Raw genomic sequence first — 12,496 nt, 5'->3', positions numbered from 1 at the left:
CGCCCCCCGCGCCTGCGGGGGAGTTTTTTCCCCCCCCCCCGGCCCGGGCGGCGGGCCCGGGGGGGTCCGGGGCGGGGGGGGGGGCCCCCCGCGCGCGGGGGGGCCACCGCCCCACACATGCGTGACGTCGGTCGGCCTGGCCCTACGGACAGGCCCTACTTCGCCGGGTTCACCGGCTTGCGTACCGAGAGGTGCAGCTCACGCAGCCGCGTCTCGTCCAGCTCGGTGGGCGCACCCATCATCAGGTCCTGCGCGTTGCCGTTCAGCGGGAACGCGATGGTCTCCCGGATGTTCGGCTCGTCGGCGAGGAGCATGACGATGCGGTCGACGCCCGGGGCGATGCCCCCGTGCGGAGGGGCGCCGAAGCGGAACGCGCGCAGCATGCCCGCGAACTGCTCCTCGACGGTGTCCCGGTCGTAGCCCGCGATCTCGAAGGCCTTGAGCATGATCTCCGGCTCGTGGTTCCGGATGGCGCCGGAGGACAGCTCGACACCGTTGCAGACGATGTCGTACTGCCAGCCCAGGATGTCCAGCGGGTCCTGGGTCTCCAGGGCCTCCAGACCGCCCTGCGGCATCGAGAACGGGTTGTGCGAGAAGTCGATCTTCCCGCTCTCCTCGTCCTTCTCGTACATCGGGAAGTCGACGATCCAGCAGAAGCGGAAGACGCCCTCTTCGAAGTGCCCGGCGCGCTTGGCGGTCTCGACGCGCACCGCGCCCATGATCTTGGAGACCTCGTCGAAGTCGCCCGCGCCGAAGAACACGGCGTGGCCGGCGGCGAGCGACAGGCGCTTCGTCAGCTCGGCGACGTTCTCCTCGGTCAGGAACTTGGCGATCGGGCCCGTCAGCGAGCCGTCCTCGGCCACCCGCACCCAGGCGAGGCCCTTCGCGCCCTGCGAGACCGCGTAGTCACCGAGCTGGTCGAAGAACTTGCGGGACTGCGCGGCCACGTCCGGCACCGGCAGGGCCCGTACGTGCTTGCCCGCGAAGGCCTTGAACTCCGAGCCCTCGAAGATGTCGGTGATGTCGACGAGCTCCAGCTGGGCCCGCAGGTCCGGCTTGTCGGAGCCGTACTTCAGCATCGACTCGCGGAACGGGATCCGCGGGAAGGGGGAGGTGACGTTCCGGCCGTTGCCGAACTCCTGGAACAGCTCGGTCATGAGCTTCTCGATCGGCTGGAAGACGTCCTCCTGTTCGACGAAGGACATCTCCACGTCGAGCTGGTAGAACTCGCCCGGCGAACGGTCGGCGCGGGCGTCCTCGTCGCGGAAACAGGGCGCGATCTGGAAGTACCGGTCGAAGCCCGAGATCATCAGCAGCTGCTTGAACTGCTGCGGGGCCTGGGGCAGGGCGTAGAAGCGGCCCGGGTTCAGACGGGACGGGACGACGAAGTCACGCGCGCCCTCGGGGGAGGTGGCGCTGAGGATCGGCGTCGCCATCTCGTTGAAGCCCAGCGTCGTCATCTTGTGCCGGATGGCGGAGATGACCGACGTGCGCAGCAGGATGTTGCGGTGCATGCGCTCGCGGCGCAGGTCGAGGAAGCGGTACTCCAGGCGCCGCTCCTCGTTCACCCCGTCCTCGGTGTTGATCGTGAAGGGCAGCGGGGCGGCGGCGCCGAGCAGCTCGACCTCGCTCACCTCGACCTCGATCTCACCGGTCGGCAGCTCCGCGTTCACGTTCTCCGCGCCGCGGGAGACGACCTTGCCGTCGACCCGGACCGTGGACTCCTTGGAGACCTTGTCGAGAGCCTCGTACGCGGGGGTGCCGGGGCGGGCGACGAGCTGCGTGATGCCGTAGTGGTCGCGCAGATCGATGAAGAGGATGCCGCCCAGGTCGCGCCGATTGTGCAGCCAGCCGCTCAGCCGGACGTCGCTGCCGACGTCAGAGGCGCGGAGCTCGCCGCAGGTGTGGGACCTGTACCGATGCATCGTCGTTCATCCAGTCTTCGCGGTCGGGGACATGTTTCACGTGAAACACGTGCAAGCGTACCGGCCGCCCCGTGATCGCCGTCCGCAATAGTTCGCAGGGCCGCAGTGGCACCCTTCGTTCACCTGTTCATACAGTGGGTCAATGCGCACAGGTGATCCCCTTCCGTCCGTGGGGGATGTCCTCGTCACCCTCGCCACCGGCCTGTGGAGGTGGGACGACGCCGCCGGGAAGGTCACTCTCGACGCCGAGGCCTCCCGGCTTCTCGGCCTGCTCGCACAACCGACCGTGCTGACAGAGGCAGGGATACGGGCCCGTTTCCACCCCGTCGACTGGAACGAGGTCAACGGCGTCGTCCAGCTCGCCGCGGCCGAGGGAACGCTCGCCGAGCTGCGCCTGCGGGTCATGGACGACCAGGGCCGCGTACTCCGTACCGTACGCAGCCGTTCGAAGCCCTCGATCGACCCGAACACCGGGGCGTACCAGCTGATCGGCACCCTCCAGGAGGTCACCGAGCCGCCGCCGGGCGCTGCGGCGCGTTCGCCCGTGACGGGTGACTGGCGGCGCTCGCGCGAGGCGTTCCTGCTGGACGCGGGACGTGCGCTGGCCGAGGCGCGGAACACGGAGGAGGTGCTGCGGGTCGCGGCCGGTCTGTCGATGCCCGGTTTCTCTCCGGACGGGCTCGCGGTCTTCGGCGCGGAGGCCGACCGGCTCACCGTCATCGGCCACTTCGGGCAGCAGCCGGGCGACGAGGAGCCGTTCTCGCACATGCCGCTGGAGACGGACTATCCGGCCGCGGAGGTCGTCCGCACCGGTCGCGCGGTCTATCTGTCCTCACCGGACGACTACCGCGGCCGTTTCCCGGCCGCCTGGCCGCTCGCCGAGGGCTTCGGCCGGGAGTCCTGGGCGTTTCTGCCGCTCACGGTGGCGGGGCGCACGATGGGCGCGTGGATGGCGGCCTTCACGTATCCGGTCACCTTCACGCCCGACGAGCGGTCCGTGCTGACGACGGTGGCGCGGATGCTGGCGCAGGCCCTCTCACGGGCCGGGGTCGCCGAGTCCGAGCGGGAGCTCACCGACGGCCTCCAGCGTTCGATGCTGCCCACCCTGGGACCGAAGATCCCCGGCATGAGCGTCGCCGCCCGGTACGTACCCACGGGCGGCGGGCTCCAGGTGGGCGGCGACTGGTACGACATGATCCCGCTGCCCGGCGGCACCTCGCGGACCAGCCCCGGGGGCGGCCGATTCGCGCTGGTCATCGGCGACGTCCAGGGCCACGACGTACGCGCGGCGGGACTGATGGGCCAGCTCCGGATCGCGCTGCGCGCGTACGCCTCGGAGGGGCACCGCCCGGACGCGGTCCTCTCCCGCGCCTCACGCTTCCTGTACGGGATCACCTCCGACGACGAGATCGCGGACCTGCGCTTCGCGACCTGTCTGTACGTGGAGGTGGACCCGGAGAGCGGCGTGCTGGAGATAGCCAGGGCCGGGCATCCGGACCCGGCGATACGCATGGCGGACGGGACCGTGCTGACCCGGCCCACCGCGGGCGGGCTGCCGCTCGGCATCGACCCGGACGCCGACTATCCGACGACGCGGCTCGTGCTGGAGCCCGGCGAGACGATGCTGATCTGCACGGACGGGCTGATCGAGACCGGCGGCCACGACCTGGAGACCGGCTGGCTCAGGATCCGCAAGATCCTGGAGAGCCACGACGGTGACATGGAGGCGCTCGCCGACGCGCTGGTCAGGGCCGTGCACGGGCCGTCCTCGCATCACACGACGGGCCCGCTGGCGGACCGCCGCGAGGACGACATCGCGGTGCTGCTGCTGTGCCGGGCGGGGGAGGAGGGCTGCGATCCGGACACCACGACGACCGTGCGCCCGACCGTACGGCGCACCATGCTGACCGTCGCGCAGGCCGAGCCGCAGAAGGTCGCGCTGGCGCGGCAGCAGCTGCGGGAGTTCCTGCACGACTGGCCCTCCGTCGACCAGGTCCACTCGGCGGTCCTGCTGGTCTCCGAGATGGTCACGAACGTACTCGTCCACACGGACGCGGACGCGCTGCTCGTCGCCGAGATGACGGGCGCGGCGGGCACCCGCCGGATACGCATCCAGGTGACGGACGGCAGCGACGACCTCCCCCACCGGCGCCACCCGGGCGAGCTGGCGTCGTCAGGCCGGGGCCTGGTCCTCACCGAACTGCTCGCCGACGCGTGGGGCGTCGACCCGCGGGGCGAGGGCAAGAGCATCTGGTTCGAGCTGTACGAGGAGGGGACCGGGGCCGGAACCGGCGTGGAGACGGGCGGCGCATGACGAGAGGGGCCCCGTCCGCGAACCGGACGGGGCCCCTCTCGTTCTACGCCGCTCGGTGAGCCCTAGAGCCCGCCCTCCGACATGCCGTGCACGGCCGGAACCGTGCCCAGGCGGCCCTTCTGGAAGTCCTCGAAGGCCTGCTGGAGCTCGTCACGGGTGTTCATCACGAACGGGCCGTAGTGGGCCATCGGCTCACGGATCGGCCGGCCGCCCAGGATGACGACCTCCAGGTCCGGAGTGTTCGCGTCCTGCTTCTCGTCCGCGCGGACGGTGAGGGAGGAACCCTCGCCGAAGACGGTCGTCTGGCCCGTGTGGACCGGACGACGCTCGGCTCCGACACTGCCGCGGCCGGCCATCACGTACGCGAGGGCGTTGAAGTCCTCGCGCCACGGGAGGGTCAGTTCGGCGCCGGGCGCCACGGTCGCGTGGACCATGGTGATCGGCGTGTGCGTGATGCCCGGACCCTCGTGACCGTCCAGCTCACCGGCGATGACCCGCAGGAGCGCGCCGCCGTCGGCGGTGCTGAGGAGCTGGACCGAGCCACCGCGGATGTCCTGGTAGCGCGGCGCCATCATCTTGTCCTTGGCCGGCAGGTTCACCCACAGCTGGAGCCCGTGGAAGAGGCCGCCCGACACGACGAGCGACTCCGGCGGGGCCTCGATGTGCAGCAGGCCCGAGCCCGCCGTCATCCACTGGGTGTCACCGTTGGTGATCGTGCCGCCGCCACCGTTGGAGTCCTGGTGGTCGAAGACGCCGTCGATGATGTAGGTCACGGTCTCGAAGCCGCGGTGGGGGTGCCAGGGGGTGCCCTTCGGCTCTCCCGGCGCGTACTCCACCTCACCCATCTGGTCCATCATGATGAACGGGTCCAGATGGCGGTAGTTGATCCCGGCGAACGCGCGCCGAACCGGGAAGCCCTCACCCTCGAAACCGCTCGGTGCGGTGGTCACGGTGAGCACGGGACGGGCGACGGCCTCTGCCGATGCCGCCACACGGGGCAGGGTCAGCGGGTTCTCGACGGTCACTGCAGGCATGTCGGTACCTCCTTGTGCTCGGAGTTTAGTTGAATGTAGAACTTCTTGCCACCAGGAACACGGAACGCTCGGAGGGAATTCCCTCCGAGCGTCAGGGGTGGTGCCAGGGGTGATGCCGGGTGCGTGGTCGACTGCGGGCCGGTGGGGGCCGTTCGCGCAGTTCCCCGCGCCCCTCAAAAGCGGGGCTGCGCCTCTGCTTCTGCCTTTGGGGGCGCGGGGAACTGCGCGAGCGACCACGACGCACCCGCGGACCCGCACGCTCCGCAGCCCCCACCCCCACCGGGGCGCGGCTCACCACGCACCCGAGCCGCCCCGGGCCCGCCCGCGCCCGCGGAGCGTCAGCCGTACATGCGGCGCATCGCGAAGTCCACCATCTGCTCGACCGCCTTCGCGTCGAAGACGATGCGGTGCTCGCCCTCCATGTCCAGGACGAAGCCGTAGCCGGTGGGAAGCAGGTCGATCACCTCGGCTCCGGTGATCACGAAGTACTTGGACTCCTTGCCGGCGTACCGGCGCAGCTCCTTGAGCGAGGTGAACATCGGGATGACGGGCTGCTGCGTGTTGTGCAGCGCCAGGAAGCCGGGATTGTCGCCGCGCGGGCAGTAGACCTTGGACGTGGCGAAGACCTGCTGGAAGTCCTCGGGGGTCAGCGACCCCGTGGTGAACGCGCGCACCGCGTCCGCGAGCGACGGCGGCGACGGCTCCGGGTAGAGCGGCGGCTGCTGGCCGTACCCGCCGACCCCGCCGACCCCACCGGGCATCTGCTGCTGCGGCGGCGGCTGGGGCTGCGCGTACTGCTGCTGCCCCGGTCCCACGTTCTGGTCGTAGCCGTACATGGGGGCAAGAGTACCGACGGTACGCGGGCCCAAGGTCGTCACTGGCGGATTTCCTCGAACAGGTGGCGGGCCCGTCGGGTCGCAGCCGAATGTAGACCCTGCTCACACTTGGGCAAACAGGGGTTGCTTCTTATTACCGACGGGTAGCATCATCGTAGCTACTAGTTGGTACGTGAACCAGATGCGCACCAGACTCGCACCACGTAGCCCGAACCAGGTACGAGGAATCACCACCTCCCCGATCCCTTAACGGAGCCGTCGCCATGGGGCACTACAAGTCGAATCTCCGCGACATCGAGTTCAACCTCTTCGAGGTGCTCGGGCGCGACAAGCTGTACGGCACCGGCCCGTTCGCGGAGATGGACACCGAGACCGCCAAGAGCATCCTCGAAGAACTGACCCGCCTCTCCGAGAACGAGCTGGCGGAGTCCTTCGCGGACGCCGACCGCAACCCCCCGGTCTTCGACCCGGAGACCAACACGGCGCCCGTCCCGGCGTCCTTCAAGAAGTCCTACAAGGCGTTCATGGACGCCGAGTACTGGCGGCTGGGCCTGCCCGAGGAGATCGGCGGCACCACCGCGCCCCGCTCCCTGATCTGGGCGTACGCGGAACTGATCCTCGGCGCGAACCCCGCGGTCTGGATGTACTGCTCGGGCCCCGCCTTCGCGGGCATCCTCTTCGAAGAGGGCAACGAGGTACAGAAGCACATCGCGAAGATCGCCGTCGACAAGCACTGGGGCTCCACCATGGTGCTCACCGAGCCGGACGCCGGCTCGGACGTCGGCGCCGGCCGCACCAAGGCGGTCCAGCAGGAGGACGGCTCCTGGCACATCGAGGGCGTCAAGCGCTTCATCACGTCCGGTGAGCACGACATGGAGGAGAACATCCTCCACTACGTCCTCGCCCGGCCGGAGGGCGCCGGACCCGGCACCAAGGGCCTGTCCCTCTTCCTCGTACCGAAGTTCGAGTTCGACTTCGAGACCGGCGAGCTGGGCGCGCGCAACGGCGTGTACGCCACGAACGTCGAGCACAAGATGGGCCTCAAGGCCTCCAACACCTGCGAGATGACGTTCGGCGACCGCCACCCCGCCAAGGGCTGGCTCATCGGCGACAAGCACGACGGCATCCGCCAGATGTTCCGCATCATCGAGTTCGCCCGCATGATGGTCGGCACGAAGGCGATCTCCACGCTCTCCACGGGCTACCTGAACGCGCTGGAGTACGCCAAGGAGCGCGTCCAGGGCCCCGACCTCGCGCAGTTCATGGACAAGACCGCGCCCAAGGTCACCATCACGCACCACCCGGACGTGCGCCGCTCGCTGATGACGCAGAAGGCGTACGCGGAGGGCATGCGCGCGCTGGTGCTGCACACCGCCGCGATCCAGGACGAGATCCAGGTCAAGGAGGCCGAGGGCGAGGACGCCGGCGCCCTCGAAGCGCTCAACGACCTGCTCCTGCCGATCGTGAAGGGCTACGGCTCCGAGAAGGGCTACGAGCAGCTCGCCCAGTCGCTGCAGACCTTCGGCGGCTCCGGGTTCCTCCAGGAGTACCCGATCGAGCAGTACATCCGCGACGCGAAGATCGACACGCTGTACGAGGGCACGACCGCGATCCAGGGCCAGGACTTCTTCTTCCGGAAGATCGTCCGCAACCAGGGCGCGGCGCTGAACTCGCTCGCCGAGGACATCAAGAAGTTCCTGGCGCTCGGCACCGGCGGCGAGGAGCTGTCCGGCGCGCGTGAGCACCTCGCCAAGGCGGCCGTCGAGCTGGAGGCCATCGTCGGCCTGATGCTCACGGACCTCGCGGCGACCGAGCAGGACGTCAAGAACATCTACAAGGTCGGGCTGAACACCACCCGCCTGCTGATGGCCTCCGGTGACGTCGTCGTCGGCTACCTGCTCCTGAAGGGCGCGGCCGTCGCCGCCGAGAAGCTGGAGACGGCCTCGGCGAAGGACCGGGCGTTCTACACCGGGAAGATCGCGGCGGCCACCTTCTTCGCCGCGAACGTCCTGCCGGGCGTCACGGGCGCGCGCAAGCTCGCCGAGGCGGTGGAGCTGGACCTGATGGACCTGGACGAGTCCGCGTTCTGACCGGGACCCACCTCGGGGCTGCCGCCCCCGGACCCCCGCATCGCGCTGAACGCGCTCGTCCTCAAACGCCGGACAGGCTGGAGAAGGGAGGCGGGGCGCAGCCCCCGCCTCCCTTCTCCAGGGGCGCGGGGAACTGCGCGGCCGCCCCCCACCGGCCCGCACCCGACAGCGAACCCCCACCCCTTCCCCACCGGAGGGCCCGTTCCCATCCCCGGGAGCGGGCCCTCGTCCGTCGTTAAGGTGAACCCATGCGCACACCCCCCCGCTTCGACCGCGGACACACCGACGACCTCATGTCCTTCCTGGCGGCGAGCCCGTCCCCGTACCACGCGGTGGCGAACGCCGCCGAGCGGTTGGAGAAGGCCGGCTTCCGCCAGGTCGCGGAGACCGACGCGTGGGACGGGACCACCGGCGGGAAGTACGTGCTGCGCGGCGGCGCGATCGTGGCCTGGTACGTGCCGGAGGGCGCCGAGCCGCACACCCCCTTCCGCATCGTCGGGGCGCACACCGACTCCCCCAACCTGCGGGTGAAGCCGCGCCCCGACAACGGCGGGCACGGCTGGAGACAGATCGCGGTCGAGGTCTACGGCGGTCCGCTGCTCAACTCCTGGCTGGACCGCGACCTCGGACTGGCCGGACGGCTGTCGCTGCGGGACGGTTCGACACGGCTCGTGAACGTCGACCGCGCGCTGCTGCGGGTGCCGCAGCTCGCCATCCACCTGGACCGTTCCGTCACCGCCGAGGGCCTCAAGCTCGACAAGCAGCGGCATCTGCAGCCCGTCTGGGGCCTCGGCGACGACGTGCACGACGGCGATCTGATCCGCTTCCTGGAGCAGGAGGCCGGCATCCCCGAGGGCGAGACCATCGGCTGGGACCTGATGGTCCACTCGATCGAACCCCCCGCCTACCTGGGCCGCGACAAGGACCTCGTCGCGGGCCCGCGCATGGACAACCTGCTGTCCGTGCACGCCGGTACGACGGCGCTGGCGGCCGTGGCCACCTCCGAGGAGGCCCTGCCGTACATCCCGGTCCTCGCGGCGTTCGACCACGAGGAGAACGGCTCGCAGTCCGACACGGGCGCGGACGGGCCGCTGCTCGGCGGCGTGCTGGAACGTTCGGTCTTCGCGCGCGGCGGCTCGTACGAGGACCGGGCGCGCGCCTTCGCGGGCTCCGTCTGTCTCTCCTCCGACACGGGCCACGCCGTGCACCCGAACTACGCGGAGCGGCACGACCCGACGCACCACCCGCGCGCGGGCAAGGGCCCGATCCTCAAGGTGAACGTCAACAACCGCTACGCCACGGACGGTTCGGGCCGCGCGGTCTTCGCCACCGCCTGCGACAAGGCCGGAGTGCCCTTCCAGACCTTCGTCTCCAACAACTCCATGCCCTGCGGCACGACGATCGGGCCCATCACCGCGGCCCGCCACGGCATCAAGACGGTCGACATCGGCGTGGCCATCCTGTCGATGCACAGCGCCCGCGAACTGTGCGGCGCGGACGACCCGTTCCTCCTGGCGAACGCGCTGGTGGCGTTCCTGGAGGGCTAGCGGATTCCCCAACTGGCTGGTCCGGTCGGCGAATCGGCCCACGGGCCGCTTGACCGCGAGTCGTCCGCCGCTGCATGGAGGGGCCGCCTCCGGGTACCCGCACTGGGCCCGGGGCCGTACGGTCTCCGGGCCCGGCACGAGACCGTGCGCAACAGGAGGCGACATCCATGGGCCTGGGCGGATGCATCATTCTGATCGCCGCAGGGGCGATCCTCACCTTCGCGACCGACTGGGACATGCAGGGGGTCAACCTCGACCTGGTCGGCGTCATCTTCATGATCGTCGGCCTGATCGGTGTGGCGACCTTCAGCAGCATCGCCAGGCGCCGGCGGGCCGTGATGGCGCCGCCGACCACGACGGTGATCGACGACCAGCGTCATCACAACCACAGCGGCTACAGCGACGGTTACGGCGGCTGACCGGCGTACGCGCCACCTGATACGCGTCACCTGATGTCCGTCACCTGAGGCGACTTCGCGTCGACCGAGGTGACTCAGGTCGCCGCGGTGCGTCCGGGTCGGAGCGGTGGGCCGATCGGCTCCCGCTCCGCCCTCGCCCTCACCGTCGTCCGACGTATCACCCAGGAACTCCAGAAGGCGCCCTATGTCTCCCGACCTCCCCTGGCAGAAGCCGTCGTTCTCCGGAAGCGGTGAGGACAAGGACTGCCTGGAGATATCCACCACCCCCACCGCCCTCAACGCCCTGCTCGCGGCGGTGAAGCGTCGGTGACGGCTCAGTTCAGTGCGTGGCCCGTCGTCGCGTCCACATGGGCCGGCACCTCGTCGTGGCGGTCCCCGACCGTGGACGTTCCGGTCGGTTCGAGGAGGAGGATCTCGGTCGGTACGGGCGCGTACGGCTTGTGCTCCGTGCCGCGCGGGACCGTGAAGACACTGCCCTTGGGCAGGACGACCGTGCGCTCGCCGGCCGCCTCGCGCAGCGCGATGTGGAGTTCGCCGTCCAGGACCAGGAAGAACTCGTCGGTGTGGTCGTGAACGTGCCAGAGGTGTTCACCGTCGACCTTGGCGACGCGGACGTCGTAGTCGTTGACGGCGGTGACGATACGAGGACTCCACCGCTCGGTGAACGAGGCCAGGGCGGCGGACAGGGCAACAGGTTCCGTGAGTGCGCTCATACCGGTCATCGTCGACGATGGCGCACGGCTCGGGCGAGTGCTAGAAATCGCACATGCCGCATGGATCCTCGCACCGCGTGGCCGTGATCGTCGACGAGGGCACCAACCCCTTCGAGGTCGGGGTCGCGACCGAGCTGTTCGGGCTGCCCCGCCCCGAACTCGGCCTCCAGGCCCCCCTGTACGAGCTGACGCTGTGCACGCCCACCCCCGGCATCCGGATGAACCACGGCTTCTTCACGCTGAGCGGCGTACCCGGGCTCGAAGCGGTGGACAGCGCGGACACCCTCGTCGTCCCCGGCCGCCCCGACAACGTCGTACCGCGCGGGGAAGCCGTCCTCGACGCCGTCCGGCGCACCCACGCGCGGGGCGCCCGCGTCGTGAGCCTGTGCACGGGGAGTTTCGCGCTCGCCGAAGCCGGAATCCTGGACGGGCGCCGGGCCACCACCCACTGGCGCTGGGCCGACCTCTTCCGGGAACTGCACCCGAAGGTCCTCCTGGAGCCGGACGTCCTGTTCGTGGACGAGGGAGACGTGCTGACGGCGGCGGGCAGCGCGGCGGCCCTCGACCTCGGGCTGTACATCGTCCGGCGCGACCACGGCGCCGAGATCGCGAACGCCGTGTCCCGGCGCCTGGTCTTCGCCGCCCACCGCGACGGCGGACAGCGGCAGTTCATCGAACGACCGCTCCCCGACGTCCCGGACGAATCCCTGGCGCCGCTGCTCGCCTGGGCGGCGGAACGGATCGGTGAGCCCCTCACGGTTCCGGACCTCGCGGCGCACGCGGCGGTCAGCCCGGCCACGCTGCACCGCCGTTTCCGCGCCCAGCTCGGTACGACCCCGCTGGCCTGGCTGACCGGCGAGCGCGTGGCACTGGCCTGCCGGCTCATCGAAGGCGGCGAGGAACGCCTCGACGTCGTGGCCCACCGCAGCGGCCTCGGCACCGCCGCCAACCTGCGCGTACGGCTGCGCCGCGAGACGGGACTCAGCCCGACGGCCTACCGCCGGCGTTTCGGCCCCTCTGCCGGGGAAGCGCTATGAACATGAGATTCCTCGTACGCGACCGGCTCCTGGGCTTCGGTGACGACTACTGGATCGAGGACGAGCAGGGCCGCAAGGCCTTCCTCGTCGACGGCAAGGCGATGCGACTGCGGGACACCTTCGAGCTGAAGGACCGGCAGGGGCGCGTGCTGATCGACATCCACAAGAAGATGCTCGCGCTGCGGGACACGATGGTCGTCGAGCGGGACGGCGAGCCGCTGGCGACCATCCGGCGCAAGCGGCTGTCGCTGCTGCGCAACCACTATCGCGTCACGCTCGCGGACGGTACCGAGCTGGATGTCAGCGGCAAGATCCTGGACCGGGAGTTCGTCGTCGAGTACGACGGCGAACTGCTGGCCCTGATCTCGCGCCGCTGGCTGCGGGTGCGGGAGACGTACGGCGTGGAGGTCGTACGCGACGACGCGGATCCGACGCTGTTGATCGCGGTGGCGGTGTGCGTGATCCACTTGGCGGAACGAGAATCCGACTCGGACTGACAGGCAATTTCCCTCGCCCCCGCCGCCCCTACCCGTCCCGTCACTGTGTCCTCAAACGCCGGACGGGCTGAAAGCATTTCAGCC

At 70.0% G+C, this 12,496-nt stretch carries 11 protein-coding genes; 7 read left to right on the top strand and 4 right to left on the bottom strand.

Annotated features, from left to right (window positions below):
- Window positions 1-155: 155 nt before the first annotated feature.
- On the bottom strand, window positions 156-1,925 hold the full coding sequence (gene aspS, locus ACFVH5_RS35375) for an aspartate--tRNA ligase (RefSeq protein ID WP_385837782.1): 1,770 nt from the start codon (window positions 1,923-1,925) through the stop codon (window positions 156-158).
- Window positions 1,926-2,067: 142 nt separating this feature from the next.
- Between aspS and ACFVH5_RS35370 the strand changes: the two genes are divergently transcribed.
- A complete protein-coding gene (locus tag ACFVH5_RS35370) occupies window positions 2,068-4,239 on the top strand; it encodes a SpoIIE family protein phosphatase (protein ID WP_385837781.1) in 2,172 nt (723 codons plus the stop codon).
- Window positions 4,240-4,301: 62 nt separating this feature from the next.
- Here the strand turns inward: ACFVH5_RS35370 and ACFVH5_RS35365 are convergent, their stop codons facing one another.
- The gene (locus tag ACFVH5_RS35365) at window positions 4,302-5,273 is read right to left on the bottom strand and encodes a pirin family protein (RefSeq protein WP_385837780.1); all 972 of its coding nucleotides are present in this window, start codon (window positions 5,271-5,273) and stop codon (window positions 4,302-4,304) included.
- A 338-nt stretch (window positions 5,274-5,611) separates the two neighbouring features.
- A complete protein-coding gene (locus tag ACFVH5_RS35360; protein WP_384803677.1) occupies window positions 5,612-6,109 on the bottom strand; it encodes an SseB family protein in 498 nt (165 codons plus the stop codon).
- Window positions 6,110-6,372: 263 nt separating this feature from the next.
- Between ACFVH5_RS35360 and ACFVH5_RS35355 the strand changes: the two genes are divergently transcribed.
- From ACFVH5_RS35355 to ACFVH5_RS35340, 4 genes are all read left to right on the top strand, one after another.
- Window positions 6,373-8,199: an acyl-CoA dehydrogenase gene (locus ACFVH5_RS35355; RefSeq protein WP_385837779.1), complete on the top strand. Its 1,827-nt coding sequence runs from the start codon at window positions 6,373-6,375 to the stop codon at window positions 8,197-8,199.
- Window positions 8,200-8,447: 248 nt separating this feature from the next.
- On the top strand, window positions 8,448-9,746 hold the full coding sequence (locus ACFVH5_RS35350; protein WP_385837777.1) for a M18 family aminopeptidase: 1,299 nt from the start codon (window positions 8,448-8,450) through the stop codon (window positions 9,744-9,746).
- A gap of 167 nt (window positions 9,747-9,913) precedes the next feature.
- Entirely contained in the window at window positions 9,914-10,165 is a 252-nt protein-coding gene (locus ACFVH5_RS35345) for a DUF6458 family protein (protein WP_385837776.1), read from the top strand.
- Between the two features lie 184 nt (window positions 10,166-10,349).
- Window positions 10,350-10,475, top strand: coding sequence for a DUF397 domain-containing protein (locus ACFVH5_RS35340; RefSeq protein ID WP_385837775.1), 126 nt, complete (start codon window positions 10,350-10,352; stop codon window positions 10,473-10,475).
- Between the two features lie 4 nt (window positions 10,476-10,479).
- On the opposite strand, the gene ACFVH5_RS35335 is transcribed toward ACFVH5_RS35340, so the two are convergent.
- The gene (locus tag ACFVH5_RS35335) at window positions 10,480-10,878 is read right to left on the bottom strand and encodes a cupin domain-containing protein (protein ID WP_385837774.1); all 399 of its coding nucleotides are present in this window, start codon (window positions 10,876-10,878) and stop codon (window positions 10,480-10,482) included.
- Between the two features lie 53 nt (window positions 10,879-10,931).
- Between ACFVH5_RS35335 and ACFVH5_RS35330 the strand changes: the two genes are divergently transcribed.
- Both ACFVH5_RS35330 and ACFVH5_RS35325 read left to right on the top strand, forming a co-directional pair.
- Window positions 10,932-11,915 carry a GlxA family transcriptional regulator gene (locus tag ACFVH5_RS35330; protein WP_385837772.1) on the top strand — a complete coding sequence of 328 codons (984 nt, stop codon included), beginning with the start codon at window positions 10,932-10,934 and terminating at the stop codon, window positions 11,913-11,915.
- A gap of 2 nt (window positions 11,916-11,917) precedes the next feature.
- Window positions 11,918-12,412: an LURP-one-related/scramblase family protein gene (locus ACFVH5_RS35325; RefSeq protein ID WP_385837793.1), complete on the top strand. Its 495-nt coding sequence runs from the start codon at window positions 11,918-11,920 to the stop codon at window positions 12,410-12,412.
- Window positions 12,413-12,496: the final 84 nt, after the last annotated feature.

The organism is Streptomyces sp. NPDC127119, from assembly GCF_042677425.1.
GTDB lineage: Bacteria > Actinomycetota > Actinomycetes > Streptomycetales > Streptomycetaceae > Streptomyces.
Note: the sequence above shows the minus strand (reverse complement) of the source record. Positions and strands in the feature narration are given on the sequence as shown.

What these genes read in the sequence shown, in the direction of transcription:
- ACFVH5_RS35350 (WP_385837777.1), top strand. Translation starts at nt 8,448, where the DNA reads ATGCGCACACCCCCCCGCTTCGACCGCGGACACACCGACGACCTCATG.
- ACFVH5_RS35370 (WP_385837781.1), top strand. Translation starts at nt 2,068, where the DNA reads ATGCGCACAGGTGATCCCCTTCCGTCCGTGGGGGATGTCCTCGTCACC.
- ACFVH5_RS35340 (WP_385837775.1), top strand. Translation starts at nt 10,350, where the DNA reads ATGTCTCCCGACCTCCCCTGGCAGAAGCCGTCGTTCTCCGGAAGCGGT.
- ACFVH5_RS35325 (WP_385837793.1), top strand. Translation starts at nt 11,918, where the DNA reads ATGAGATTCCTCGTACGCGACCGGCTCCTGGGCTTCGGTGACGACTAC.
- ACFVH5_RS35365 (WP_385837780.1), bottom strand. Translation starts at nt 5,273, where the DNA reads ATGCCTGCAGTGACCGTCGAGAACCCGCTGACCCTGCCCCGTGTGGCG.
- aspS (WP_385837782.1), bottom strand. Translation starts at nt 1,925, where the DNA reads ATGCATCGGTACAGGTCCCACACCTGCGGCGAGCTCCGCGCCTCTGAC.
- ACFVH5_RS35355 (WP_385837779.1), top strand. Translation starts at nt 6,373, where the DNA reads ATGGGGCACTACAAGTCGAATCTCCGCGACATCGAGTTCAACCTCTTC.
- ACFVH5_RS35345 (WP_385837776.1), top strand. Translation starts at nt 9,914, where the DNA reads ATGGGCCTGGGCGGATGCATCATTCTGATCGCCGCAGGGGCGATCCTC.
- ACFVH5_RS35330 (WP_385837772.1), top strand. Translation starts at nt 10,932, where the DNA reads ATGCCGCATGGATCCTCGCACCGCGTGGCCGTGATCGTCGACGAGGGC.
- ACFVH5_RS35335 (WP_385837774.1), bottom strand. Translation starts at nt 10,878, where the DNA reads ATGAGCGCACTCACGGAACCTGTTGCCCTGTCCGCCGCCCTGGCCTCG.
- ACFVH5_RS35360 (WP_384803677.1), bottom strand. Translation starts at nt 6,109, where the DNA reads ATGTACGGCTACGACCAGAACGTGGGACCGGGGCAGCAGCAGTACGCG.